Origin of the sequence: Limnospira platensis NIES-39 (assembly GCF_026000695.1) — a bacterium.
Lineage (GTDB): Bacteria > Cyanobacteriota > Cyanobacteriia > Cyanobacteriales > Microcoleaceae > Limnospira > Limnospira platensis.
This window is the reverse complement of sequence record NZ_AP026945.1, coordinates 2,089,725-2,116,070: the sequence shown is the minus strand read 5'-3', so window position 1 is coordinate 2,116,070 and position 26,346 is coordinate 2,089,725. Positions and strand designations below refer to the sequence as shown.

Genomic DNA, 26,346 nt, shown 5'->3' with positions numbered 1-26,346 from the left:
TATCATATTCAGGTCGCAAAACTGTTCAATGCGAACAGTTTTGAGGTCTTTGAAGTTTGACATTGAATAACACAGAGACTTGTCACCAAAATAATTCCTGGATCACCCACCGAGACAGATATGAAAATTCTTAGAATCCTAACTCTCAGAGGTCCTAACTACTGGAGTATCAGACGACACAAGCTGATCGTAATGCGTCTTGACCTAGAAGAATTATCAGAACGCTACTCCTCAGATATTCCCGGATTTTATCAAGGTTTAACCTCCGTTTTGCCTAGTTTAGTAGAGCATTGTTGTTCTCCGGGAGTGCGGGGTGGCTTTCTCAGTCGGGTGGAACGGGGAACATTAATGGGTCATATTATAGAGCACGTGGCCCTGGAACTTCAACAACTAGCGGGAATGCCTGTGGGGTTTGGTCGGACGCGGGAAACCTCGACTCCGGGAGTGTTTCAGGTGGTCTATGAGTACGAAAATGAACAGGCGGGCCGATATGCAGGGCGGGCGGCGGTGCGTCTGTGTCAGAGTATTGCCGAAACTGGCACTTATCCGGCTGAAGAACTAACTCAGGATATCGAAGACCTCAAGGAATTAAAAGCCCAAGCTGCCCTCGGTCCGAGTACAGAAGCGATCATCAAAGAGGCTGAATTTCGCCATATCCCTTGGATGCAACTAAACGCCAGGTTTATGATCCAGTTTGGTTATGGTGTCAATCAAAAGCGCATTCAAGCTACCCTCACCAGTAGCACTGGTATTTTGGGGGTGGAACTGGCCTGCGATAAGGAAGGCACTAAACAAGTGCTGCGGGATGGGGGGATTCCTGTACCACGGGGGACGGTAATTCGTTACTTTGAAGACCTCACTGATGCGATCGAAGATGTGGGGGGCTATCCTATTGCCATTAAACCCCTAGATGGCAACCACGGCCGAGGTATTACCCTAGATGTGACTCGTTGGGAAACGGCTCAGGCGGCCTATGATGCAGCCAGTGAAGCCTCAAAAACCCGTAGTGTGATTATTGAGCGATTCTACAAAGGTCGAGATCATCGGGTTTTAGTCGTCAATGGTCGGGTGGTAGCAGTGTCGGAAAGGGTCCCCGCCCATGTGGTTGGTAATGGTAAATCCACCATTGAGGAATTAATCGAGGAAACGAACAAAGACCCTCGCCGGGGAGATGGACATGATAACGTCCTGACCCGAATTGTGGTTGATCAAACGGTGCTTTCTATGATTGAGGAAGCCGGATATACTATCGATTCCGTCCTACCAAAGGGGGAAGTTTGCTTTTTGCGGGCTACGGCTAACCTCAGTACGGGGGGCAGTGCTATCGATCGCACTGATGAAGTCCACCCAGAAAATATCTGGCTATTTGCTCGGGTTGCCAAAATTATTGGCCTAGATGTGGCCGGAATTGATGTAGTTACCCCAGATATTTCTAAACCCCTGCGGGAGGTGGATGGCGTGATTGTGGAAGTTAACGCCGCCCCAGGATTTAGAATGCACGTCGCCCCCAGTGAAGGCCTACCCCGTAATGTCGCCGGGGCGGTGATGGATATGCTATTCCCAGGGTCTACCCCTAGTCGGATTCCCATTCTGTCGGTCACCGGCACTAATGGCAAAACTACCACCACTCGCCTGTTAGCCCACATTATGAAGCAGACAGGAAAGGTGGTTGGTTATACTACCACCGATGGCACTTATATCGGCGATTATATGGCCGAACCAGGGGATAATACAGGACCCCAAAGCGCTCACCTGATCCTCTGTGACCCCACCGTAGAAGTCGCAGTCCTTGAATGTGCGCGGGGGGGAATTTTGCGATCGGGTCTGGGTTTTGATACCTGTGATATCGGTGTCGTCCTTAATGTGGCGGCTGATCACCTGGGTTTGGGAGATATCGATACCATTGAACAAATGGCTAAGGTTAAAAGTGTGGTGGCTGAGGCCGTCAGCGATCGCGGTTATGCTATCCTTAATGCTGATGACCCCCTAGTGGCTGCCATGTCCGCACGGGTGAAAGCTCAAGTGGCTTATTTCTCCATGAATCCCGATAATGAGATTATTGTGCGCCATACGGAAGCCGGAGGATTGGCGGCGGTCTATGAAAATGGCTATCTGTCAATTCTCAAGGGTGATTGGACTCTGCGGATTGAACAGGCGGTTAATGTTCCCCTGACTATGGGGGGTATGGCTCCGTTTATGATTGCTAATGCTTTGGCAGCTTGTGTCGCCGCTTTTGCTCAAGGGGTGAAAATTGAGCATATTCGCACCGCTTTGGCTACTTTCATTGCTTCGGCTGACCAAACTCCCGGACGCATGAATCTGTTTAATATGGGCAGTTATCATGCTTTGATCGATTATGCCCATAATCCCGCTAGTTATGAAGCCTTGTCGGGGTTTGTTAACAATTGGCCGGGGCCTCGGATTGGGGTGGTAGGAGGTCCAGGCGATCGCCGTGATGAGGATTTTGTGACTCTGGGTAAATTGTCCGCTAAGATGTTTGACCGGATTATCGTGAAGGAAGATGATGATACCCGAGGACGACCTCCGGGAGATGCAGCGGTTCTGATTACTCAGGGAATTGAGGAGGTTCTGTCACCTGTTCGCGATCCTCGGGTTAAGTATGAGACTGTCCTTAATGAGACCGATGCCATTAATATGGCCTTAGAACAGGCTCCCAAGGAGTCTCTGGTGGTGATTTTACCTGAGAGTGTCAATCGGGCGATCGCTTTGATTAAAGCCCGTAATCCTATCATCGATACTGACCCACCAGGCGCTAATTTAAGCGCGGCTAATGTCGAAATCAGTTAACAGGGGTTCCCCTCGGTGCGTCATCTGACGCACCAGACCACCATAACTAATCACCCAGTAAAACGGCATCTTCTGGAGTCATAAACTCCAACACCTGTTGTCGAATCCCATTTTCTATGCGTTTGCGAGATATTCGCTGTTCGGGAATGCGGTTTTCAAACAGGATTTTAGAAATTTCCTGGATGCACTCCATAATTTTTTCCGCCTCAGTTTCCGTCATCGTCCCCACCACCACCGTCGGAGATGGTTGTAACTCCTCTGGCGGTGTTTCTTCAGTTGGAGCCCCCTGACCCTCACTATCAGAGTTCAGATGTAGCTTTTGTTGGTAGTGATTCGGAATACCCCAGCCTCGCTGTCCGGGGTGTTCATGTGCGAGGCGCTCATTTTCTAAATATTCAGTCGCGGACTGATACAAAGCCTGTTCACGCCAGTAGGGAACCGTAAAATAGCCGAAGCATTTACGATACTCCTCTGAGTCCACCATATCCGAAACCAATGCCCCTACACCATGTCGCAGCAGAATGTTATCCCAATTGTGTATTTCCTCATCTCCGTGGGGTGTGCGCCCTAAAAAATGCTTACAGGCATTTTCGATAAACTTGAGGTTAGAACTATTCTCATAGAAATGTTCTAAATAAACCGGTCGCACTACTAAACTTTTCAGGAAGTGGCGGATTCCTAGTTTCCCTTTTTTGAAGTCCCTTTCTAAATCCCATAATTGCTTACGTTCCGAATCATAGGGCTGACGTTCTAAGACTTGCTGATAGATTTTACTCAGCACAAATGTGCGCTCTTCAACGGACGCATCATGGGTAGTGGTGATGGTTTCATGTAAGGGCATACTTTCCGCTCCTATTATGCTTTAATCGCATCCAAAAATCACATCCAAAAAACACTAACTAATTAACCTTTAGAGCTGGCTGCGCCCCGTTGTACTGTTGCCATCAACTTAGGTGGAATGTCTAAGACTTCCATAATGATATCCATGTAAGGTTTAAGCAGTTGATTGCAAACGCTGGGAAGTTTCTCCTGCATGGTTTCTTCCAAGCAGTGATAGGCTTTTAAGCAGGCGACGTTTCTCTGGTAGGCAGACAGAATATTAGCTAACCACAACATCAACGACTCCCGAAAATAGCGGGGGTCATCCCGTAACATAGCCACCGACATTAAGCAGATCGCCATGTTCATATCGTAAATACAGCGCTTCGAGTGTTGCTGCATTACTTCCGGGTGAATCAGCATAAACTTTTTCAAGGCAATCTTGATCAGTTCGGGGGATTTCGCCCGCATAATTTCATAGGTTTTTGTCCGTGCCGGGAGGGTTTGAATATATTGCTGAAAGGGCTTGAGTTCTGCGTCGCTTAGATAACGCCCATCTGCCTGGATCATTAACTCTTCCCATGCCCAATTAATTGTCGGCATTTTTGTTATCCTCTCACTCTGAATCGGCTATTGACTGTACACTTACCATTGTATACTCTCTTTTTAGAACTTTGATGCTGACCCCAGACAAAAATCAACAATTCGCTACCATGGATAAATAATGCACATTTTGCCATTTTTGTCAAGTGCCAAAAAGCGATCGCCACTGGTAAATCCCCCACTGATTCAGAAAATATGAGTGAGATTACCTATTTAGTGATTTAGTTGGGTAGAATAGCAGTTAATGGAATGTGCCACAATGGAACACAGAGGCGGCGATCATGCGTCAGGGGTCGTACAGTCGTATGGAAATAGATAATCACGCTAGGTTAAATGATATCCCCCTGGTGAGGTCGTCAGTAGTGATAGCCTCGACCTTTCTATCTATTTCAGCAGCATTAGGAGAAAAACTATGAATATTATCAGTCTTAAACATTGGTCTGTAGGCACAGCAGCGTTAGGCATTCTGGCTCTGCACAGTGTCGCACCGAGTCTAGCTCAGTATTATCCCTACTATAGCTTTTTTAACCCCATGTCTTCCTACTACGAGTCAGAAGACGATTTAGGGTTAGCAGAGGTTATAGGTAAACAGGACCGATTGAGGACACTGGGGAAAGCCTTACAAGACACCGGTTTGAGCCAACAACTCCAGGGGGAAACTTACACCATTTTAGCACCAACAGACGCAGCTTTTGCTAATCTGCCTCGTGAAATTCGCGATCGCCTTTTCCGGCCAGAAAATCAGGGAATGCTGCGAGAGATTTTAAACTATCACGTTGTCGCTGGTCGCATCACCCAGCAGCAGGTAGAATCCGGGGAAATCACGACTCGGCAAGGGAACACTGTTCGCATTAGTGGCAACCCCAGAGACCAAAAACTAATGCTTAACGAGGCTAACGCTGATCAGTTACCAATTCCCGGTCCTAATGATAGTGTAATTGTTGTGATTGATCGAGTTTTGTTACCCCCCGGACTCATTCCCCTAGGAATCCAAAGCACAAACCCCCCCCAGGAAACAACTCAGCCGATACCAACTAATGATAATTCCTCTAACCAGGCTATGGTGAACCCTCCCACCGTTTCCCGAACTCAGTTTATCTGTGAACAAGGGCCAGACGGTTTACCTACCACCTATGCAGTCACACCCAGAGGACGGGTTCCTGTGATTAAATGGTATTCGGACTATTTCAGTAGTTCCGGCTATACCTCTGAACAACGCTGTCGGGAAGTTTCCGCGCGGTTCCAAAACTTTTACAGTTTGGGTTGGTTAAATTACATTACCCACGGCATAGTTAATCGCCAAAATGTCGTATGTGTGGCTAGTGACAATGCCATTCCCTGTTCAGGCGATCGTGTTTTATTCACTCTCAAACCCGGCTCAGACCCTGTGACTACTGTACAACAGCTTTTTAATGTGCGCGCCGGAGCCAGTAGTCCCCTATTTGAAAGCGAAGACGACAGCGGCGTGTATATTGACTTTAACAATTTTCTGGAAGCCACCCCAGTAGAAGGCACATCGACTCCCGCCACCCCATCTACTCCCGCCACCCCAGGAAATAATCCCCCTTCTGGTGGACCCATTTGGTAGTCGTGAAGACCGAGGCACAGAAAACCGGAATTTCTGGTTATAGTTTTGTGCCTCAATCATCCCTAGAATTATGGGGCGATAAAGTGAACCCAAAAATTGCCATCCGGGAGGCACAGCCGCCGGATTAAAGAGTAAGAATAGGTCAGATATGCGCCACTCAAATCAGTACGATATCCACTAGAGAACCATTCGCCATAGGGGTCATGAACTATCAAGCCAGAGCTATTATAACCTACTACTGGCATGATGTGACCAAAGGAGGTAAAATAACCATGGATTACGGTAGGTTTTCCTTCCGCCAACCATTCTTTTACATCATCAATAGTCGCGTTAGTCGTGAAGTAGTCTTTACAGCCATACTCTCGGACAATTTTGGCTAAATCTTGGGGACTGTGGCGGCTATAGCCCTTATTGAGAGCATATTCATATAACTCATCCTCAAATTGACCATAACTAACCCGACGACGAGCCCCATAATAGCTCAGACACATAGCGATCGAGGTAACATTACATGATCCCGTAGGATTAAACCAGTTATCGAGTTGAGAAAAATAGGGAAAGTTCCGCAATCTCACTTCCGCTGGTAATAACTTGGGATAAACTAACTTTTTCCCCTGATATATTTCCCCGTGTTTATCAAAAATATACCAGATTGAATGCTGTTTAAAAGTTTCACTTCTGAGAGCAACTCTGATGTGATTTCGGTCTGGTTCAAAGGCTAATAACTGAAATTCTTGCCCAGCTTTAGCACCTTGTTTTTCCGATTCATTTAATTGAGCAGAATCAACGGGTCTCAGCTTGAGAATTGTATCCCTAGTGATTTTCAGGATGGGTATATCTGTGCGAATATCCTCTGGTTTCGTCGTCAGTAATTTTTGGGCTGTGATAGTTCCTAAAAAACCACTTTCCTGACATTCTAACAAGGTTTGAAAACGGTGCATAGCCGCATTAGACTTGGGGCCATAAATGCCATCAACTGGGGGGTCTAGTAAATTAAAACTCACCAAAATATTTTGAATCTGACGGGTGAGTTCTTCATCTTCGGCGATATCTTTCACATCGTACCGTTTATCTGTATTGATGATATCCTGGAGTTTCATGGCGGGTGTTTATCTCAAATGGGATAGTAGGGTTATAGCCGTCTTTGGGGTCTAGCTCAAATTAATCATAACATCAAAACTTCTCCCAGAGTCTTGATAATAGTTTAGCCCAGGTGGTCTGGTTACTTTCAACCACCTAGGCTATTGATCGCTTTAAATTGCGGACATTACCTCAGCTATAATCGCGCAACATCTTGCGAATTTCGATGCTGTGTAGTTCTTCCTGGCCAATCATAGTGCGAGCATATTCTTCCAGGTAAATACTGGCATTTTCTACAGTTTCCAGTAATTCTTTATACAGGGATAGAGCTTTTTTCTCATGGTTGAGACTTTCCGCCAATAAATCCTGTACCGAATGCTGATAAGTTTCCTCAATGGGAGCAATTCTTTGGCTAGGATGTCCTTCTAATCCTGTGAGAATTTCCCCCGCTTGTTGAGCATGGGTGAGGGACTCGGTAGCTTGAGCTTGAAAAAACTGTACAATTGGTAAACGATTCGGTCCGGTCACCATTAAGGAATAGTGAGTGTATCGAACCACCCCAGCTAACTCAAATTCCATGATGGAGTTAAGTAGCTCAATGGTTTTGTCCTGGTCAAGGTCTCTCATAATTTTCTATTAGTCTGTGAATCCCGCTTGACATCGCCTCCGTCAAAGGGACGGGGTTTGATAACTTCCCCAACCCCCATCATTCCATAACGATTATAGGACATTATGGCACGACTTAACATTTGCGGCTGGTAGGTTGAGATGCCATTAGAGATATTCGGATTAATTTTTACCATGAAAAACAACATTTGTCAAGGGGTAAATCCCAACTTTAATCAAGGTCTGAGTGGTTAAGCAGTCCCGTTTAGGGAACCTGTCAAACTTTAATAAATGCCGCCAATATAGGCGGGTTAATCTACAATTATTGACTGCCTGTGCAGATAATTCTATGGCGGGGGCAATAATTAATAATCACAAAATTTACTCTCTTGACTATCCTTAAATTTATAGTCAATAAATATGCCCCCCAAGGGCATTGTCAAAAGAGACAATGTATGTTATACAAAATTCCATTAGTTTTATGTATAATGTGGGTGTTCAACCTGATTAGGGCTGGGAAGATGAAAAAACAGTTGTTAAAATTAGGCAATATATTATTGCTGGGGGCGATCGCATTATGTGCTTGTGCCGACACCCAAAACCTACAGAGTCAAACATCAGAAACTCCACCGTCGGAAACCACTGCTATACAGCCAGGGTCAGCCGAAATTGGGACTATAGAATTTCGCGCCAATGGAGAAGATTTTATCCGGGAAGGTTTTGTGAGTAAAGACGGTTGGGAACTGTCATTTAATCATGTTTATGTAACCATTGCCAATGCCCAAGCCTATGAAACTTTAATCCCCTATAATCCCGATACGGGAGTGGAACCTCAAGCCCAACAAATCATTAGTTTAGTAGAATTCCAAACCGTAGATTTAGCAGCAGGAGACGAGAGTGCTGCAACTATTTTAGTTAATGAAGTTCCAGCACCACCAGGGCGCTATAATGCGATTTCGTGGCAAATGGTTCCGGCGGTAGATGGTATGGCGGCGGGTTATTCATTAATGTTAGTGGGGACAGCATCAAAAGATGGTCTAACTGTACCATTTAACCTGAGATTCAATGAAGAAATGGCGTTTAGTTGTGGTGATTATGTAGGAGAAGAACGCAAAGGAACTTTACAGCCAGGGGGTCGCGCAGACCTAGAAGCTACCTTTCATTTTGATCACTTATTTGGAGACCCAGAAGCGGAGGCGGAGGCGGAGATTAATACTGGTGCATTAGGTTTTGAACCCCTAGCAGCGATCGCCACCCCAGAGGGTTTAGATGCCAATTTAGATACACTCAGAGAACAACTGGCGGCGGAAGATTATCAGAGAATCATGGCAATTTTACCGAATTTAGCCCATGTGGGTGAGGGTCACTGCGCCGAAAAGCCCATGAGTCGAAAAGATTGATCAACTCCCACATAATTTACTATTTTTGAATAATCAGGAGATGATTTAATGAACTGGAAACTTTGTATATCCCTACTATTTTGGACGATCGCCATACCAGAATCAGCGATCGCCCATGGAGTCATCGTCCAATCTCAAACCACCTCAGCCATCAAAATTAACGCCGCCTACGACTCAGGGACACCCATGGTTAACGCCGAGGTGAGAATCTACACCCCCCAGGACCCTAGCACCCCTTGGATGACCGGAAACACCGATGATAATGGTCAATTTTTATTCATTCCCGACCACGATAATAGCGGTTTGTGGGAAGCCACCGTCCGTCAAGCCGGACATGGGGCGTTAATTGCGATTCCGGTGAGTCCCCCAGGGGAAGAGGTATCCGACAGCACCCAAAATGCGATCGCCTCCAATTCCGCATCAAGCCCTGTGCAAAAATGGGTAGCCGCCGCCGCCGTCATTTGGGGATTTATCGGCACCGCCCTATTTTTTACCCGATTAAAACCCTCTGATGATGTTGGAGACGACAGCCCCCATATAACCTCTCAAGAATCGCAAAACTAACCCACCATCAAACCTGACAAATATCATCAACTTATGCACATTTCTGAGGGAATTATTCCCGCCCAAATTTGTCTGGCTGGTTATGGAATCACCGGCTTAGTAACCTGGTATTCTCTGCGTCAAATCAACCGCCAAGCCAACCCCACCGCCAACATTCCCAAAGCCTCCCTCTTAACCGCCGCCTTTTTTGTCGCCTCTTCCATACATATCCCCATCCCTCCCGCCAGTGTTCATCTAGTCTTAAATGGTCTTCTGGGGGCTATTTTAGGTTATTATGCTTTTCCGGCTATTCTCATCGGCTTAATATTCCAGGCGATTATCTTCGGACATGGGGGATTAACCACCCTGGGGATTAATGGGATAATTATGGGGATTCCAGCTATAATAGCCGCCGTAATTTTTCAAAGTAGACATCGATTTAGTCATCACCTGAAACCTACCATCAGCCTAAATTTATTCGGTTTTTTAGCAGGTGCGTCTAGTGTAGGTTTCTCCACCATCTTATTTTTAGTGATACTGATTACCAATCTTCCCTCGACCCTGGAAAGTCCAGCGGAAAAAGCTGCAATTATCGCCCTAATTATCGCCCATATTCCCCTGATGTTTATTGAGGGAGTATTTACCGCGATGGTGGTGAATTTCCTAAGTCGAGTCAAGCCAGAGTTATTAACCCAATAACCCCTATTACAGCTTGTTCACCAGTCGCTTAATACATTACCCTCACCCTAAATCCCTCTCCCAGAGAGGAGAGGGACTTTGAGATGTGATCAGATGATTTCTGAACAGACTGTATTGATGAGGGAGTCTGAATAATCCCCCTAACTCACCCTTCCTAAACCGGAGAGATTAACTATGAAATTTAGGATAGATGAGTATGCTAATCTCGATTCATTTATTCATAGATGGAACCCCCAATCAAAGCTAATTGGGTTGGGAATATTAATGTTTGCTTTTGCTAATGTTCAACAACTCTGGCTAGTCCCCCCCATGTTGCTAGTCACATTAATATTATATACCATATCCAAACTTCCCCTATCCTTTTTAGGCGATCGCCTACAATATCCCGGACTGTTTATATTCGGGTTAGTTGGCTTATTGCCATTTATTTCCGGTCCGACTGTATTATGGTCTTGGGGACCCGTGATTATTCGCCAGGAAGGAAGTCTAGCCGTCTTGCTAATTGCGAGTAGATTTTTGGCAATTTTTACCACTGGAGTTGTCTTACTAGGGACTTGTCCATTTATCACCCTAATTAAAGCCATGCGATCGCTTGGTTTATCCCCCATTTTAGCGGATATGTTATTAATATCCTACCGATATATATTTGAACTCAGCCATCAGTTGCAAATGATGAAACGCGCCACCATATTAAGAGGTTTTCAACCCCACCAATTCAGTCGCCGAAATTTACAGATTTACGCAGCCTTAGCCGGGAGTTTATTAATTCGTAGTTATCAACAGTCCGAACAGGTCTATAAAGCCATGCAATTGCGAGGTTATGGAATCCCCGACAAAACCCATAAACCCTGGGAGTTTTTGACCGATTTTCCTAGTGCGATCGCCCTCGGAATCAGTTTAATGTTAGCCACCCTATTTGTCACCCTTTCCACCATCTCCACTTAACCGCAAATGGTGGGATTAATCTGCCATCAAATTCTGAACCGGATGCTGTCCATAAAATGGTAAAGCATCCGACCAGTGCGGGCGATTTCCCTGTTCCCATAACAGAGTAGCCCATTCTAATATAGCACAACTTGTGTGTCCGAGTCCACCCGTCAGCAAGATTTTTTTTAATGGTTTATCTTGTTGAGATAACAGCATTTCCCACTGTGAGGGAGACATAACACTATCAGCCAATTCTGTCACCAAACCCTGGGAAGAAACCTGATAAATAGCCACAAATAATTGTCCCCGTTGTGCCGGCATTTCTAGGGCAATATTCCCCGCATAATCCCCCGCTAAATTATAGGCAGCCGCCGCCAAAGTAGAAATCGCAAACAGGGGAATATCTAACTGTTGTGCGAGGGTTCTCGCCGTCACCACTCCCAAGCGAGTCCCCGTAAAACTTCCCGGCCCCCGCGCCACTGCGATTAGTTGTAAATCCGACCAAGTTTGAGGGGGCATAAATTCCGATATATGTTGATGTAGTTGGGTTGATAAATCCCTGCCCAAATGCCAAGTTTGGCAGCGCACAGGTTCCCCAAACTTCCCCATAGCTAAACCCAATTCTGGGCTACTGGTATGGATAGCCAAACCATAGTTTTTTGCCATTAGTGTACCTTGTGTAACTCACTGATATTATGCTATCCTAATAAGTGTAACTTTCTGCATAAAGCCCATGTAAATCCAGTTTACCAAAGTTAGGTCATCAATGAGAAAAGCTATAACCGACAATAATTAAGGATTTCGCTGGCCCGGTTCTGGACTCAGAATAATAACATATTCTCCGGCTGTGCTTTGCTGAATAATCACCAGGGGAGGGCGGGTATCAGAGGGGGCATTTTCAGGCAATGATGGGAAAATATAATATTGACTGTCTCGGTCAATTAACAGCCGCCAGACAATTTGTTGATCCGGCTGAGTTTTATCGTTATAATCTCGATCTAGTAAGGTTTTATAAAGTTCCAAATCTCCGATAAATCGAAAATTTCCCACCGCTGGGTCATCAGTCAGGTCGTTGATTTTGCGACCTAGGGGCAGCCGATTTTCTGGAGCAATTACAGTTACCACTGGCAGCATTGATGTATGGTTATGGGCATCTCGAATCGCGTCTAGGTTTCCCTGAGTTTGACCTAGATAAAATAAACCCGCCAAACACCAACCAGCAATCACGAATTCATTTAAAAAGTTTTTATCATAGTCAATTGGTTGTAAGTCCGGGAAAATCTGCAAAGTGCGAGTCGCTCGATAGCGGCGCTGTTTGAGGCTAATTTTTAACAGATAATCACGGCTGGCGTTGATAAAATGAGCGAATTTGCCGCTACTGCACTCCAGCAATTTGAGAGTAAGATAAATTAGCAAACTGATAGCGATCGCCACTCGAAATGTTCGCCAAAACGTAGACCACTCGCCGCTGGCAAAGTTGCCAAAAAAGACCTGAAGCGGGGCAATAAAAAACGATTCTATCGGCAAATCCAACGTGGTAATTTCAATTTGAAAATAACCGAAATATGCCCAGCGGTAAATCCAGCCCGTAAAATACAAGCCGACTCCTAATATAGTTAATAAACTGGCTAATCTACTAAACATTAAACCTCCATCGCCCATTAAACCCATGACCATGATTTGGGGGAGGGGAATCACTACTTATGCTATAGCGTTTCTCATATCCATAAGGTACAGCCCACTCACTCAAAGAGAAGCCGCTGCGCGTCTACACCGCAAACCCCTCTCCCATACGGGAGAGGGGCTTTGAAAAGCACCTCACCAATCCACCGAACCGCTATAACAGTTAATGATACCCTTGGAAATCAAGGCAATTTAACCCCTATTATCGAGCCATTATCCCCCGTGAAAACTGATAGTATCTTCTACCGAATTTTCCAACAGTACCCCCGCAGCTTCTTTGAACTGCTGAACCGCCCACCCGAAGAAAGCGATCGCTACCAATTCACCTCTGTAGAAGTGAAACAACTAGCCTTCCGCCTCGACGGAGTATTTCTGCCGACCACCTCAGAAGGCGATCGCCCCTTCTACCTAGCGGAAGTGCAATTTCAACCCGACGACGACCTCTATTATCGCATTTTCGCGGAACTGTTCCTCTACCTGCGACAATACCGACCCCCCCACCCGTGGCAGGTGGTCGTTATCTATCCCAACCGTAGCATTGAGCGGGAACAGTCCCACCAATTCCGGGAACTCCTGAACTCAGACCGGGTGACTCGGGTTTATCTCGACGAGTTGGAAAGTGAAAACCGTTTGGGAGTTGGTATCATCAAATTGGTACTCGAATCCGAATCGGAGGCGATCGCATCAGCCATAAACCTGATCGAGCAAGCCCAACAAACCCTCCCCCCAGAATCCATTCAACGGGATATCATTGATATCATCGAAACTATAGTTATTTACAAACTACCCCAAATAAGTCGCGAGGAGATTGCCCAAATGTTAGGACTCACCGATTTAAAACAAACCCGATTCTATCAAGAAGCATTTGCCGACGGTCGCCAAGAAGGTCGCCAAGAAGGTCGCCAAGAAGGGGTGCAAGAAGGTCTCCAACAGGAAAGGATAAATATTGTTGTGCGTTTGGCAAATTTGGGAAATAGCGCGATCCGGATCGCCGAAATGTTGGGTTTACCATTGGAGGAAATTCAGCAAATTTTGTCATCTCGTGCTGACAACTAGGAGCGCGCATCAAAGTTATGGGCGAGGCGATCGCCCATAACTTTCAATACGTTAATGAACTGCTTTGGGCAGCCTTAACTATCAATTATCAATTATCAATTATCCATGTTAGGACTCACCGATTTAAAACAAACCCGATTCTATCAAGAAGCATTTGCCGACGGTCGCCAAGAAGGTCGCCAAGAAGGTCGCCAAGAAGGTCTCCAACAAGGTCTCCAACAGGAAAGGATAAATATTGTTGTGCGTTTGGCAAATTTGGGAAATAGCGCGATCCGGATCGCCGAAATGTTGGGTTTACCATTAGAGGAAATTCAGCAAATTTTGTCATCTCGTGCTGACAACTAGGAGCGCGCATCAAAGTTATGGGCGAGGCGATCGCCTTCATTGCCTGCCTACCCAGAAAACCTATCAGTTAACCAGTGGGTTACAATCAAAAACAAAACTGCCAAGGAGACCAGGGCAAATCAAGGCAATTTAACCCCTATTATCGAGCCATTATCCCCCGTGAAAACTGATAGTATATTCTACCGAATTTTCCAACAGTACCCCCGCAGCTTCTTTGAACTGCTGAACCGCCCACCCGAAGAAAGCGATCGCTACCAATTCACCTCTGTAGAAGTGAAACAACTAGCCTTCCGCCTCGACGGAGTATTTCTCCCGACGACCTCAGAAGGCGATCGCCCCTTCTACCTAGCGGAAGTGCAATTTCAACCCGACGACGACCTCTATTATCGCATTTTCGCGGAACTGTTCCTCTACCTGCGACAATACCGACCCCCCCACCCGTGGCAGGTGGTCGTTATCTATCCCAACCGTAGCATTGAGCGGGAACAGTCCCACCAATTCCGGGAACTCCTGAACTCAGACCGGGTGACTCGGGTTTATCTCGACGAGTTGGAAAGTGAAAACCGTTTGGGAGTTGGTATCATCAAATTGGTACTCGAATCCGAATCGGAGGCGATCGCATCAGCCATAAACCTGATCGAGCAAGCCGAACAAACCCTCCCCCCAGAATCAATTCAACGGGATATCATTGATATCATCGAAACTATAGTTATTTACAAACTACCCCAAATAAGTCGCGAGGAGATTGCCCAAATGTTAGGACTCACCGATTTAAAACAAACCCGATTCTATCAAGAAGCATTTGCCGACGGTCGCCAAGAAGGTCTCCAACAGGAAAGGATAAATATTGTTGTGCGTTTGGCAAATTTGGGAAATAGCGCGATCCGGATCGCCGAAATGTTGGGTTTACCATTGGAGGAAATTCAGCAAATTTTGTCATCTCGTGCTGACAACTAGGAGCGCGCATCAAAGTTATGGGCGAGGCGATCGCCCATAACTTTCAATACGTTAATGAACTGCTTTGGGCAGCCTTAACTATCAATTATCAATTATCAATTATCCATGTTAGGACTCACCGATTTAAAACAAACCCGATTCTATCAAGAAGCATTTGCCGACGGTCGCCAAGAAGGTCGCCAAGAAGGTCGCCAAGAAGGTCGCCAAGAAGGTCGCCAAGAAGGTCGCCAAGAAGGGGTGCAAGAAGGTCTCCAACAGGAAAGGATAAATATTGTTGTGCGTTTGGCAAATTTGGGAAATAGTGCGGAAGCGATCGCCGAAATGTTGGGTTTACCATTAGAGGAAATTCAGCAAATTTTGTCATCTCGTGCTGACAACTAGGAGCGCGCATCAAAGTTATGGGAGAGGCGATCGCCCATAACTTTCAATACGTTAATGATGGGATGGTGTGGGTGTGGTGAAATTGTGCGAAGTTTCCGAAAAAGGGTGGAGCGAGCGTGAAGATGTTAGTATTAGTTTATATCCTATCTCACACCTGCCATGAAAACCCCTCAACTGATGATTTTCCTAGTGCTGGCTGGTCTGACAGTACCCACCGCTGACACTCCACGAGCGATCGCACTCCCCGTGCTGGTAGCCCAAAACCAAGCCCAAAATCAACCGATTCCGATTTCCTTGCCGACCTCGGCGGCGGTGAGTTTGGTTAATGGCGGTCAACGCTCCGGTCAACTGGTTGAAATTAACTCTCAATATCTCATTGTAACACGAGGTGACAGTCGCGCTCAAGAAGCGATCGCCAATGTTTCCCGCGTGCAATTTCGGGGGGATATTTGGTGGCCGACTTCCGACGGTCGGATAGTGATTCGCGGCGACCATGAGAACACAGGCGGAAACCCCCGACGCTTCCGGGTGCGGGTGGATGGATTAGTTTGGGAAGATGCAGATAAAGGCTTTTTGGCGATCGTACCAGAAGCCGTTATCGCAGTAGATGATCAACCGGGCATTCCCAGGGGAATGAAGAACATAATTCATAGTCGTTATGTGGTGACTGCCATAGAATTCGCCCCCCAGAATTCCGAGTTAATTATCACGGCGAAATTGCTATCCCCTTCCGAATAGCTTTCCCGTAGGTTGGGTGCAGGGGAGTGCAACCCAACTAACACTTTCTAGGATTATATAGCAACCGCCAGAGCGGTTCGGACTGAGCGGCTAATTTTAGACCCGCCTTGAAATGAATTTGAAGGCTGATAGCAAAAGTCCACTCAAGTAGACTAAATAGACAAGAGGAGATCATCATGAATTCCGATATCCGTCAAGAAATTATTGACCTAGCCAGAGAACTACCCGATGATGTTTTGCCAGATGTTCTGACATTTTTACGCTGTATAAATGACCGAAAAAACCAATAATTCCAGATAATGATACTGCCAATAATCAGGTAGAATTGGGTCGGGCGATCGCGGCTTATCAGGCGATCGCTGATAAGTACAAGAATGCGTTGCGGGAATTAGCAAAGTGAACCAACCATTATGGATATCCGAAGAAATTGTTAGGCAGCTTCCCGTAGGTTGGGTGCAACGAGCGTGAAACCCAACATCAATTTTCAATTAATAATAGGTGATGCCATGAAAAGATTAATGATGGGTGGTTTATTGGGAGTAACAATGCTATTGGCGACTCCCGCGATATTGCCAATTCTGGCACAGCGCAGTTATGCCCAAACCTCCCAGACTCAGGCGGCACAATTGCAACAACTGATTGATTTAGCAGCTTCCCGTAGGTTGGGTGCAACGCAGTGAAACCCAACATCAATTTTCAATTAATATTAGGTGATGCCATGAAAAGATTAATGATTGGTTCTCTATTGGGAGTGTCGATGCTAGTGGGGACTCCCGCGATATTGCCAATTCTGGCACAGCGCAGTTATGCCCAAACCTCCCAGACTCAGGCGGCACAACTGCAACAACTGATGCAACAAGCATGGCAGCAAACTCAGCAAGGGCAACCTTTACAAGCCATAGAAACCCTTAAACAAGCCCTAGCTATTGCCCAAAGTATCCAAAATCGAGAAGGGGAAGCATTGGCAAATCTGGTTCTGGGTTTCAACTATAATCGGATCGGTAAATCCCAGGAAGCCTTAACATACTTCCAGCAAGCATTACCCATAATGCGGGAAGTGCGCGATCGCACCGGGGAAGCGGCTACTCTCCATAATATCGGTGCAGTTTACCGCGATATCGGTCAACCCCAGCAAGCCTTAACATACTTCCAGCAAGCATTACCCATTAGGCGGGAAGTGGGCGATCGCGCCGGGGAAGCCACTACTCTCAGTAATATCGGTGCAGTTTACCGCGCTATCGGTAAACCCCAGGAAGCCATCGAAAACTTGGAAAAATCCGTACAAATTACCCTAGAAATGCGTGCAGGTTTGCAACAGGAAAACCGCCAAACATTCCTAGAAAGTAACCGAGGAACACTCGTCAGCCTTGTAGACCTTCTCATTGACCAAAACCAACCCGACCAAGCCTTTAAATGGTATAACCTCGCCACCACCTTCGACCTCGCCGACTATACCCGCCTTATCGATGCCCAAGTTGGCGACCCAGAAGCCCAAAAACTCATTGACCAATGGAATCAAAACCATCAACGCCTACAATTCCTTTACGCCCAAGTTGACCAGGACTGGACACCCCAACTCTCCCAACAAATCAACCAATTACAAGCCCAAAATAGCCAACTAGCCGAGAATATCTCCCGCCAATATCCCCCAGTTGCCGAACTCTTTGAAACCACCCCCCAAGACATCCAAACTATCCGGGAAAATATCGCCCCCGGAACCCTGGTTATTCAACCCGTTTTGTTAACTAATATTCGTAACGTCCAGGATAAAATCGGCATTTTTTTAGTCAGCCGCGACCAAGCCACCCTCGTCCGCACCATTCCCATTAACCCCACCGAATTTGATGCCATCCTCACCGAATATCGCGCCCAAATCCAAAACCCAAACTCCGACAACTACGCTGGCAATCAAGAACTACTGTATGATTATCTCATTCGTCCCGTCGAGGCGGATATTGCTGCCTATTCTCCCGAAAAAATCGCCATCATTGCCACCGGAAAACTCCGTTATATTCCCTGGGAAACTTTCTATGATAACCAAAGCGACCAATACCTACTAGAAAAATACCCCATCCACTACCTCACCCGCATTTCCGCCACCCGCCATATCCCCAGCAACCCCACCCGCACCCCCAATATTTTAGCCTTTGGCAACCCCACCCCCACCTCCCAAGAACTCCCCGGATCGGAACAGGAAGCCCGCCAAGTTACCGAAATTTTATCAGGGGAATATTGGGTGAGGGAAGAAGCGACCCTCAACCGTTTTTATAACGATTATCTCCGGTTTAATATCCTCCATTTAGCCAACCCAGTCTGCTTGAACCCCCAGGGATGTGCGGAGCTAGAGGCAAATCAGATATTATTTGCCAATGGAGAAATCTTAAATATTGCGGATATAGCATTGTTGGGATTAAACCAAACTAAATTGGTAGTTTTAAGTGCTTGTCAAACCGCGATGACAAGGGAATCAGACGGCCGCGAATTGCCAGCGATCGCCTACTTATTTGAACGGGCGGGAGCCGATGCCGTGATTGCCAGCTTATGGAGTGCGGAGGACAAGAAAGCCCTCTTAATTATGACACAATTTTATGAGAATGTCAACGAGGGAATGACAAAAGCCGAGGCTTTACGACAGGCGAAATTAACCTTCGTCCAACAAGGCCTACATCCCTTTTCTTGGTCGCCTTTAATTCTGATAGGTGATGGCAGTTATTTATGAGGGAATATTGGCAAGTTGAAGGGGGGAGATATTTAGGGATGGATTGAGGTTTTCGGGTGGGGTGAGAAATCCGGTCAACCCAACAGTTAACAATTACTGTAAAATTGACAGGCAAGGTTCCACCCCACATCAACTTTCAAATGTGGCTGAATAAACTTAGATTAGGTGATGCCATGGAAAGATTAATAATTGGTTCTCTATTGGCAGTCCGTAGGTTGGGTGTAACGAGCGTGAAACCCAACTAGCTTCCCGTAGGTTGGGTGCAACGCAGTGAAACCCAACATCAATTTTCAATTAATAATAGGTGATGCCATGAAAAGATTAATGATGGGTGGTTTATTGGGAGTAACAATGCTATTGGGGACTCCCGCGATATTGCCAATTCTGGCACAGCGCAGTTATGCCCAAACCTCCCAGACTCAGGCGGCACAATTGCAACAACTGATTGATTTAGCAGCTTCCCGTAGGTTGGGTGCAACGCAGTGAAACCCAACATCAATTTTCAATTAATAATAGGTGATGCCATGAAAAGATTAATGATGGGTGGTTTATTGGGAGTAACAATGCTATTGGGGACTCCCGCCATATTGCCAATTCTGGCACAGCGCAGTTATGCCCAAACCTCCCAGACTCAGGCGGCACAATTGCAACAACTGATTGATTTGGGAGCCCAGCAAACTCAGCAAGGGCAACCTTTACAAGCCATAGAAACCCTTAAACAAGCCCTAGCTATTGCCCAAAGTATCCAAAATCGAGAAGGGGAAGCATTGGCAAATCTTTTTCTGGGTTTCAACTATAATCGGATCGGTGAACCCCAGGCAGCCTTAAACTTCTATCATCAAGCTGTTAGACTCTTTCAAGAAGTTAATGAGCGCGCCGGGGAAGCCACTACTCTCAATAATATCGGTTTAGTTTACAGCGATATCGGTCAACCCCAGCAAGCCTTAACATACTACCAGCAAGCATTACCCATAATGCGGGAAGTGCGCGATCGCACCGGGGAAGCGACTACTCTCCATAATATCGGTTTCGTTTACAGCGCTATCGGTCAACCCCAGGAAGCCTTAACATACTTCCAGCAAGCATTACCCATAAGGCGGGAAGTGAGCGATCGCGCCGGGGAAGCGACTACTCTCCATAATATCGGTGCAGTTTACAGCGATATCGGTAAATCCCAGGAAGCCTTAACATACTTCCAGCAAGCATTAACCATTAGCCGGGAAGTGCGCGATCGCGCCGGGGAAGCGGCTACTCTCAATAATATCGGTGGAGTTTACGGCGCTATCGGTCAACCCCAGCAAGCCTTAACATACTACCAGCAAGCATTACCCATTAGGCGGGAAGTGAGCGATCGCACCGGTGAAGCCACTACTCTCAATAATATCGGTTTAGTTTACAGCGATATCGGTCAACCCCAGGAAGCCTTAACATACTACCAGCAAGCATTACCCATTAGGCAGGAAGTGAGCGATCGCGCCGGTGAAGCCACTACTCTCCATAATATCGGTGCAGTTTACCACGCTATCGGTCAACCCCAGGAAGCCTTAACATACTTCCAGCAAGCATTACCCATTAGGCAGGAAGTGAGCGATCGCGCCGGGGAAGCGGCTACTCTCAATAATATCGGTGGAGTTTACCGCGCTATCGGTCAGCCCCAGGAAGCCTTAACATACTACCAGCAAGCATTACCCATAATGCGGGAAGTGAGCGATCGCACCGGGGAAGCCACTACTCTCAGTAATATCGGTGCAGTTTACCGCGCTATCGGTCAACCCCAGCAAGCCTTAACATACTACCAGCAAGCATTACCCATTAGGCGGGAAGTGAGCGATCGCGCCGGGGAAGCCATTACTCTCAATAATATCGGTTTAGTTTACAGCGATATCGGTGAACCCCAGCAAGCCTTAACATACTACCAGCAAGCATTAACCATATTGCGGGAAGTGAGCGCTCGCGCCGGGGAAGCGGCTACTCTCAATAATATCGGTGCAGTTTACGGCGCTATCGGTCAACCCCAGGAAGCCTTAACATACTACCAGCAAGCATTACCAATATGGCGGGAAGTGAGCGATCGCGCCGGGGAAGCCACTACTCTCAATAATATCGGTGGAGTTTACCGCGCTATCGGTCAACCCCAGCAAGCCTTAACATACTACCAGCAAGCATTACCAATATGGCGGGAAGTGCGCGATCGCGCCGGTGAAGCCACTACTCTCCATAATATCGGTGCAGTTTACCACGCTATCGGTCAACCCCAGGAAGCCTTAACATACTTCCAGCAAGCATTACCCATTAGGCAGGAAGTGAGCGATCGCGCCGGGGAAGCGGCTACTCTCAATAATATCGGTGGAGTTTACCGCGCTATCGGTCAGCCCCAGGAAGCCTTAACATACTACCAGCAAGCATTACCCATAATGCGGGAAGTGAGCGATCGCACCGGGGAAGCCACTACTCTCAGTAATATCGGTGCAGTTTACCGCGCTATCGGTCAACCCCAGCAAGCCTTAACATACTACCAGCAAGCATTACCCATTAGGCGGGAAGTGAGCGATCGCGCCGGGGAAGCCATTACTCTCAATAATATCGGTTTAGTTTACAGCGATATCGGTGAACCCCAGCAAGCCTTAACATACTACCAGCAAGCATTAACCATATTGCGGGAAGTGAGCGCTCGCGCCGGGGAAGCGGCTACTCTCAATAATATCGGTGCAGTTTACGGCGCTATCGGTCAACCCCAGGAAGCCTTAACATACTACCAGCAAGCATTACCAATATGGCGGGAAGTGAGCGATCGCGCCGGGGAAGCGGCTACTCTCAATAATATCGGTGGAGTTTACCGCGCTATCGGTCAACCCCAGCAAGCCTTAACATACTACCAGCAAGCATTACCAATATGGCGGGAAGTGCGCGATCGCAGGGGGGAAGCGGCTACTCTCAATAATATCGGTGGAGTTTACAGCCAAATAGGTCAACCCCAGGAAGCCTTAACATACTACCAGCAAGCATTACCCATATTGCGGGAAGTGAGCGATCGCGCCGGGGAAGCCACTACTCTCAATAATATCGGTTTAGTTTACAGCGATATCGGTCAACCCCAGCAAGCCTTAACATACTACCAGCAAGCATTACCCATTAGGCGGGAAGTGAGCGATCGCGCCGGGGAAGCCACTACTCTCAATAATATCGGTGCAGTTTACAGCGATATCGGTCAACCCCAGGAAGCCTTAACATACTACCAGCAAGCATTACCCATTAGGCGGGAAGTGGGCGATCGCGCCGGGGAAGCCACTACTCTCAGTAATATCGGTTTAGTTTACCGCGATATCGGTCAACCCCAGGAAGCCTTAACATACTACCAGCAAGCATTACCCATTAGGCGGGAAGTGGGCGATCGCGCCGGGGAAGCCACTACTCTCAGTAATATCGGTGGAGTTTACAGCGAAATCAATCAACCCCAGACCGCCATCGAAAACTTGGAAAAATCCGTACAAATTACCCTAGAAATGCGTGCAGGTTTGCAACAGGAAAACCGCCAAACATTCCTAGAAAGTAACCGAGGAAGATCCGTCGCCCTTGTAGACCTTCTCATTGACCAAAACCAACCCGACCAAGCCTTTAAATGGTATAACCTCGCCACCACCTTCGACCTCGCCGACTATACCCGCCTTATCGATGCCCAAGTTGGCGACCCAGAAGCCCAAAAACTCATTGACCAATGGAATCAAAACCATCAACGCCTACAATTCCTTTACGCCCAAGTTGACCAGGACTGGACACCCCAACTCTCCCAACAAATCAACCAATTACAAGCCGAAAATAGCCAACTAGCCGAGGATATCTCCCGCCAATATCCCCCAGTTGCCGAACTCTTTGAAACCACCCCCCAAGACATCCAAACTCTCCGGGCAAATATCGCCCCCGGAACCCTAGTGATTCAACCCGTTTTGTTAACTAATATTCGTAACGTCCAGGATAAAATCGGCATTTTTTTAGTCAGCCGCGACCAAGCCACCCTCGTCCGCACCATTCCCATTAACCCCACCGAATTTGATGCCATCCTCACCGAATATCGCGCCCAACTCCAAAACCCAAACTCCGACAACTACGCTGGCAATCAAGAACTACTGTATGATTATCTCATTCGTCCCGTCGAGGCGGATATTGCTGCCTATTCTCCCGAACAAATCGCCATTATTGCCACCGGAAAACTCCGTTATATTCCCTTTGAAACCCTCTATGATAATCAAAGCGAACAATACCTCCTTGAAAAATACCCCATCCACTACCTCACCCGCATTTCCGCCACCCGCAATATCCCAAATAACCCCCGATTATCCACCAATGTTTTAGCCTTTGGCAACCCCACCCCCACCTCCCGAGAACTTCCCGGAGCCGAACAGGAAGCCCGCCAAGTTACCGAAATTTTATCAGGGGAATATTGGCTGCGGGAACAAGCCACCCGCCACCGTTTTTATAACGATTCTGCCCGGTTTAATATCCTGCATTTGGCGACCCACGGCTGCTTTCAAAGGCAAGGATGTCCGGGGCTAAATTTAGAGGCAAATAACATATTATTTGCTAATGGTGAAACCTTCAATATTGCTGATGCCGCTTTGTTGGGATTAAACCAAACTAACTTGGTGGTTTTAAGTGCTTGTGAAACCGCCATGGAAGCCGAATCAGACGGCCGCGAATTTGCAGCGATCGCCTACTTATTTGAACGGGCGGGAGCCGATGCCGTGATAGCCAGTTTATGGAATGCCGAGGACAACAAAACCCTCTTAATTATGACACAATTTTATGAGAATGTCAACCAGGGAATGACGAAAGTTGAGGCCTTACGGCAGGCGAAATTAACCTTCGCCCAACAAGCCATACATCCCTTTTATTGGTCGCCTTTAATTCTGATAGGTGATGGCAGTTCTTTTTAAGGTGGATATCCGCTGCTGAGTAACTGTCCGTAGGTTGGGTGCAACGAGCGTGAAACCCAACATCCACAGCTTTGCGTAGTAGGGCAGTGAAACCCAACTAGCTTTCCGTGGGTTGTGTGTAACCCATTGCCACCCCACATCAATTTTCAATATTTTCCAACAGTACCCCCGCAGCTTCTTTGAACTGCCGAACCGTCCACCCGAAGAAAGCGATCGCTACCAATTCACCTCTGTAGAAGTCAAACAACTAGCCTTCCGCCTCGACGGAGTATTTCTCCCGACCACCTCAGTAACTGTCCGTCGGTTGGGTGCAGGGCAGTGAAACCCAACATCATCGGAGGCGATCGCATCAGCCATAAGCCTGATCAAGCAAGCCCAACAAACCCTCCCCCCAGAATCAATTCAACGGGATATCATTGATATCATCGAAACTATAGTTATTTACAAACTACCCCAAATAAGTCGCGAGGAGATTGCCCAAATGTTAGGAATCACCGATTTAAAACAAACCCGATTCTATCAAGAAGCATTTGCCGACGGTTGCCAAGAAGGGCTGCAACAGGAAAGGATAAATATTGTTGTGCGTTTGGCAAATTTGGGAAATAGCGCGGAAGCGATCGCCGAAATGTTGGGTTTACCATTGCAGGAAATTCAGCAAATTTTGTCATCTCGTGCTGACAACTAGGGGCGCGCATCAAAGTTATGGGAGAGGCGATCGCCCACTCCCTTTCCGGAAGTTAATCAACGCCTTTGGGCAGCATTAATTATTAATTATTCCGGTTGGAAAACAGTGGCATAGATACAAACATCCCAGCGATAATGATACCAAAAAGGTCGTTACGAACCCATCTTAATTGCAGCAACTCCAGCACCAAGAATAACCCGACAACTATGGCAAAAACTTGGTTTTCGTCCACGTCATGATATGGTTTTATCCAGTTTTTAAAAATGATAAACATTGGAGAAATTAGCAGTGCTACAAATGGCGTAAAAACTATCAAGTTATTGCTAAAAATATAGGCGACCATAGCCATAGTTAATGTATCCATCCAGAACTGTTTACTGTGGATTCTTTTGCGCCAATGTTCACTGCTAATCAAGTTATGGCAATATTGCTTAAACCGCAGGCGCTGATTTTTGCGTCTAGCTTTGGGGTCTAATTTGAGTACCATTTGCCATTCAGGAACCCCTCGATTTTGGACTCTACCTAATAACTTAACCCGGACAATATTCTTGAGGTTTAATTGGGTTAATTCAGAGGCGATCGCCTTAGCTATTTGGGGATAATCAACCTGTTGTTGGGCGGCACGATTAATCACAATAGTTAACTTGGATTTACTAATCCGATTAACTTGCACCTTAACTTGATAGAATTTGAGAGCCTTTTGCAGAACCTCAGTGATTTGTGGTTCTTCCTGGGGGAGTTTACTAGGTTTTATTGGCTGTTTAATCGGGGTTTGATTAGTGGCGATCGCCACAAAACCAGTTTCCGATTCCGACTGGAAACCCGGCATAGCCTCAATATATTTAGGAGTAGGGTGCAACTTGAGCAGTAACGCCGCCGCCGAATGAAAACGCTTGCTAGTCGCCCCCGCCAACATTCTATCTAAAATATCACCTAATTCGTCACTAACAGGACTTTTTAAATAGCTACGCCAGCCCCAATTACCCTCATGACCATCAAACAAATCAAAAGGGGTAACACCCGTCAACAAATGAATACAAGTTACCCCCAAACTATAAATATCACTAGCAAAGACAGCCTTTCCCATCAACTGTTCTGGGGCGGTATAAGCAGCCGAACCAATCAGAGTCCCGGTTTTAGGTAATAGCCCCCCTGTCACCAATTTAGCCGCCCCGAAATCCACCAAAACCAAGGTATTTTCTGAGCCTTTACTGCTACGGTGGCGACGGATAATATTTTCCGGTTTAATATCTCGATGAATCACCTTATGGCTGTGAATAAACTGTAACACAGGTAACAATTCATCCAGAACCTGATAAATTTGATTTTCCGTAAACGGACCCTTGAGCATCAATTCTTGAGCCAGGTTATTACCCTCAATAAACTCTTGAACCAAATATTGATAGGGTTCCGACTCAAAATAAGCCACCCGGTTAGGGATTTGGGGATGTTCCCCTAAAATCTCCAGTTGCTGCGCTTCCTGACGAAATAACTCCGCCGCTCCCTTGGCATTATTTCCCTGGGGAAAAAACTGTTTAATGGCGACTTGGGGATGGTGGGGTGTCAGTTGATCAACCGCTAAAAATGTGCGACCGAATCCCCCTTGTCCCAGGAGTTCCAGCGCAGCATAACGGCTATTGGCTGACCCCGCCATTGGCGGCGATAGTTTCACAGAAGCGCCACAGTGTTGGCACAACTCCCCCTCACCTGGTTTTTCGGGATTGGGACAGTGGGGATTAAAACAGTAACTCATAATCTGAGGATGTTAAAAAAAATTA

23 protein-coding genes and 1 pseudogene are annotated in these 26,346 nt (G+C 46.8%); 16 read left to right on the top strand and 8 right to left on the bottom strand.

Annotation, left to right across the window (positions count from 1 at the left end; genetic code table 11):
- The first annotated feature begins 120 nt into the window (after window positions 1-120).
- Window positions 121-2,808, top strand: a complete 2,688-nt coding sequence (gene cphA / locus N39L_RS10415; protein ID WP_014275162.1) for a cyanophycin synthetase — start codon at window positions 121-123, stop codon at window positions 2,806-2,808.
- Between the two features lie 46 nt (window positions 2,809-2,854).
- Here cphA and N39L_RS10410 read toward each other — a convergent pair whose 3' ends face one another.
- On the bottom strand, window positions 2,855-3,649 hold the full coding sequence (locus N39L_RS10410; RefSeq protein WP_006618921.1) for a phycobilisome rod-core linker polypeptide: 795 nt from the start codon (window positions 3,647-3,649) through the stop codon (window positions 2,855-2,857).
- A 62-nt stretch (window positions 3,650-3,711) separates the two neighbouring features.
- On the bottom strand, window positions 3,712-4,230 hold the full coding sequence (locus N39L_RS10405) for a globin family protein (protein ID WP_006618922.1): 519 nt from the start codon (window positions 4,228-4,230) through the stop codon (window positions 3,712-3,714).
- A 412-nt stretch (window positions 4,231-4,642) separates the two neighbouring features.
- Between N39L_RS10405 and N39L_RS10400 the strand changes: the two genes are divergently transcribed.
- The gene (locus N39L_RS10400; protein WP_006618923.1) at window positions 4,643-5,818 is read left to right on the top strand and encodes a COP23 domain-containing protein; all 1,176 of its coding nucleotides are present in this window, start codon (window positions 4,643-4,645) and stop codon (window positions 5,816-5,818) included.
- A gap of 68 nt (window positions 5,819-5,886) precedes the next feature.
- Here the strand turns inward: N39L_RS10400 and N39L_RS10395 are convergent, their stop codons facing one another.
- The 3 genes from N39L_RS10395 to N39L_RS10385 all read right to left on the bottom strand — a co-directional run bounded on the left by N39L_RS10395 (window position 5,887) and on the right by N39L_RS10385 (window position 7,701).
- Window positions 5,887-6,918 carry a C39 family peptidase gene (locus N39L_RS10395; RefSeq protein WP_006618924.1) on the bottom strand — a complete coding sequence of 344 codons (1,032 nt, stop codon included), beginning with the start codon at window positions 6,916-6,918 and terminating at the stop codon, window positions 5,887-5,889.
- Window positions 6,919-7,090: 172 nt separating this feature from the next.
- Window positions 7,091-7,525 carry a ferritin-like domain-containing protein gene (locus N39L_RS10390; protein ID WP_006618925.1) on the bottom strand — a complete coding sequence of 145 codons (435 nt, stop codon included), beginning with the start codon at window positions 7,523-7,525 and terminating at the stop codon, window positions 7,091-7,093.
- Window positions 7,522-7,701: a hypothetical protein gene (locus N39L_RS10385; RefSeq protein WP_014275160.1), complete on the bottom strand. Its 180-nt coding sequence runs from the start codon at window positions 7,699-7,701 to the stop codon at window positions 7,522-7,524. Before N39L_RS10385 ends, N39L_RS10390 begins: the two co-directional genes overlap by 4 nt.
- A 324-nt stretch (window positions 7,702-8,025) precedes the next feature.
- Between N39L_RS10385 and N39L_RS10380 the strand changes: the two genes are divergently transcribed.
- The 4 genes from N39L_RS10380 to cbiQ all read left to right on the top strand — a co-directional run bounded on the left by N39L_RS10380 (window position 8,026) and on the right by cbiQ (window position 11,091).
- The gene (locus tag N39L_RS10380; protein WP_006618927.1) at window positions 8,026-8,904 is read left to right on the top strand and encodes a hypothetical protein; all 879 of its coding nucleotides are present in this window, start codon (window positions 8,026-8,028) and stop codon (window positions 8,902-8,904) included.
- 48 nt (window positions 8,905-8,952) lie between these two features.
- Window positions 8,953-9,468, top strand: coding sequence for a hypothetical protein (locus tag N39L_RS10375; protein ID WP_006618928.1), 516 nt, complete (start codon window positions 8,953-8,955; stop codon window positions 9,466-9,468).
- 33 nt (window positions 9,469-9,501) lie between these two features.
- Window positions 9,502-10,146 carry a cobalt transporter CbiM gene (cbiM, locus tag N39L_RS10370; protein WP_006618929.1) on the top strand — a complete coding sequence of 215 codons (645 nt, stop codon included), beginning with the start codon at window positions 9,502-9,504 and terminating at the stop codon, window positions 10,144-10,146.
- Between the two features lie 174 nt (window positions 10,147-10,320).
- Window positions 10,321-11,091 carry a cobalt ECF transporter T component CbiQ gene (gene cbiQ / locus N39L_RS10365; protein ID WP_006618930.1) on the top strand — a complete coding sequence of 257 codons (771 nt, stop codon included), beginning with the start codon at window positions 10,321-10,323 and terminating at the stop codon, window positions 11,089-11,091.
- 15 nt (window positions 11,092-11,106) lie between these two features.
- On the opposite strand, the gene tsaB is transcribed toward cbiQ, so the two are convergent.
- Window positions 11,107-11,739: a tRNA (adenosine(37)-N6)-threonylcarbamoyltransferase complex dimerization subunit type 1 TsaB gene (tsaB, locus tag N39L_RS10360; RefSeq protein ID WP_006618931.1), complete on the bottom strand. Its 633-nt coding sequence runs from the start codon at window positions 11,737-11,739 to the stop codon at window positions 11,107-11,109.
- A 126-nt stretch (window positions 11,740-11,865) separates the two neighbouring features.
- Window positions 11,866-12,717 carry a hypothetical protein gene (locus tag N39L_RS10355; protein ID WP_197535919.1) on the bottom strand — a complete coding sequence of 284 codons (852 nt, stop codon included), beginning with the start codon at window positions 12,715-12,717 and terminating at the stop codon, window positions 11,866-11,868.
- Between the two features lie 261 nt (window positions 12,718-12,978).
- On the opposite strand from N39L_RS10355, the gene N39L_RS10350 reads away from it, so the two are divergent.
- From N39L_RS10350 to N39L_RS10305, 10 genes and pseudogenes are all read left to right on the top strand, one after another.
- Window positions 12,979-13,812 (top strand): Rpn family recombination-promoting nuclease/putative transposase, encoded by an 834-nt coding sequence (locus N39L_RS10350; RefSeq protein ID WP_014275157.1) that lies wholly within the window; start codon window positions 12,979-12,981, stop codon window positions 13,810-13,812.
- Window positions 13,813-13,917: 105 nt separating this feature from the next.
- Window positions 13,918-14,157: an RpnC/YadD family protein gene (locus N39L_RS10345; protein WP_014275156.1), complete on the top strand. Its 240-nt coding sequence runs from the start codon at window positions 13,918-13,920 to the stop codon at window positions 14,155-14,157.
- 159 nt (window positions 14,158-14,316) lie between these two features.
- Window positions 14,317-15,114 (top strand): Rpn family recombination-promoting nuclease/putative transposase, encoded by a 798-nt coding sequence (locus N39L_RS10340; RefSeq protein WP_014275155.1) that lies wholly within the window; start codon window positions 14,317-14,319, stop codon window positions 15,112-15,114.
- 105 nt (window positions 15,115-15,219) lie between these two features.
- On the top strand, window positions 15,220-15,495 hold the full coding sequence (locus N39L_RS10335; protein ID WP_014275154.1) for an RpnC/YadD family protein: 276 nt from the start codon (window positions 15,220-15,222) through the stop codon (window positions 15,493-15,495).
- Window positions 15,496-15,654: 159 nt separating this feature from the next.
- Window positions 15,655-16,233: a hypothetical protein gene (locus N39L_RS10330; RefSeq protein WP_006615942.1), complete on the top strand. Its 579-nt coding sequence runs from the start codon at window positions 15,655-15,657 to the stop codon at window positions 16,231-16,233.
- Between the two features lie 506 nt (window positions 16,234-16,739).
- Window positions 16,740-16,913, top strand: coding sequence for a hypothetical protein (locus N39L_RS10325; RefSeq protein WP_199318211.1), 174 nt, complete (start codon window positions 16,740-16,742; stop codon window positions 16,911-16,913).
- A 38-nt stretch (window positions 16,914-16,951) separates the two neighbouring features.
- The gene (locus tag N39L_RS10320; protein WP_035736604.1) at window positions 16,952-18,952 is read left to right on the top strand and encodes a CHAT domain-containing protein; all 2,001 of its coding nucleotides are present in this window, start codon (window positions 16,952-16,954) and stop codon (window positions 18,950-18,952) included.
- Window positions 18,953-19,264: 312 nt separating this feature from the next.
- Window positions 19,265-19,438, top strand: coding sequence for a hypothetical protein (locus tag N39L_RS10315; RefSeq protein ID WP_157888689.1), 174 nt, complete (start codon window positions 19,265-19,267; stop codon window positions 19,436-19,438).
- 38 nt (window positions 19,439-19,476) lie between these two features.
- Window positions 19,477-23,883 (top strand): CHAT domain-containing protein, encoded by a 4,407-nt coding sequence (locus N39L_RS10310; RefSeq protein ID WP_231852146.1) that lies wholly within the window; start codon window positions 19,477-19,479, stop codon window positions 23,881-23,883.
- Between the two features lie 142 nt (window positions 23,884-24,025).
- Window positions 24,026-24,568, top strand: a pseudogene (locus N39L_RS10305) (DUF2887 domain-containing protein).
- 82 nt (window positions 24,569-24,650) lie between these two features.
- On the opposite strand, the gene N39L_RS10300 reads toward N39L_RS10305, so the two are convergent.
- A complete protein-coding gene (locus N39L_RS10300) occupies window positions 24,651-26,321 on the bottom strand; it encodes a serine/threonine-protein kinase (RefSeq protein WP_006616403.1) in 1,671 nt (556 codons plus the stop codon).
- Between the last annotated feature and the right edge of the window lie 25 nt (window positions 26,322-26,346).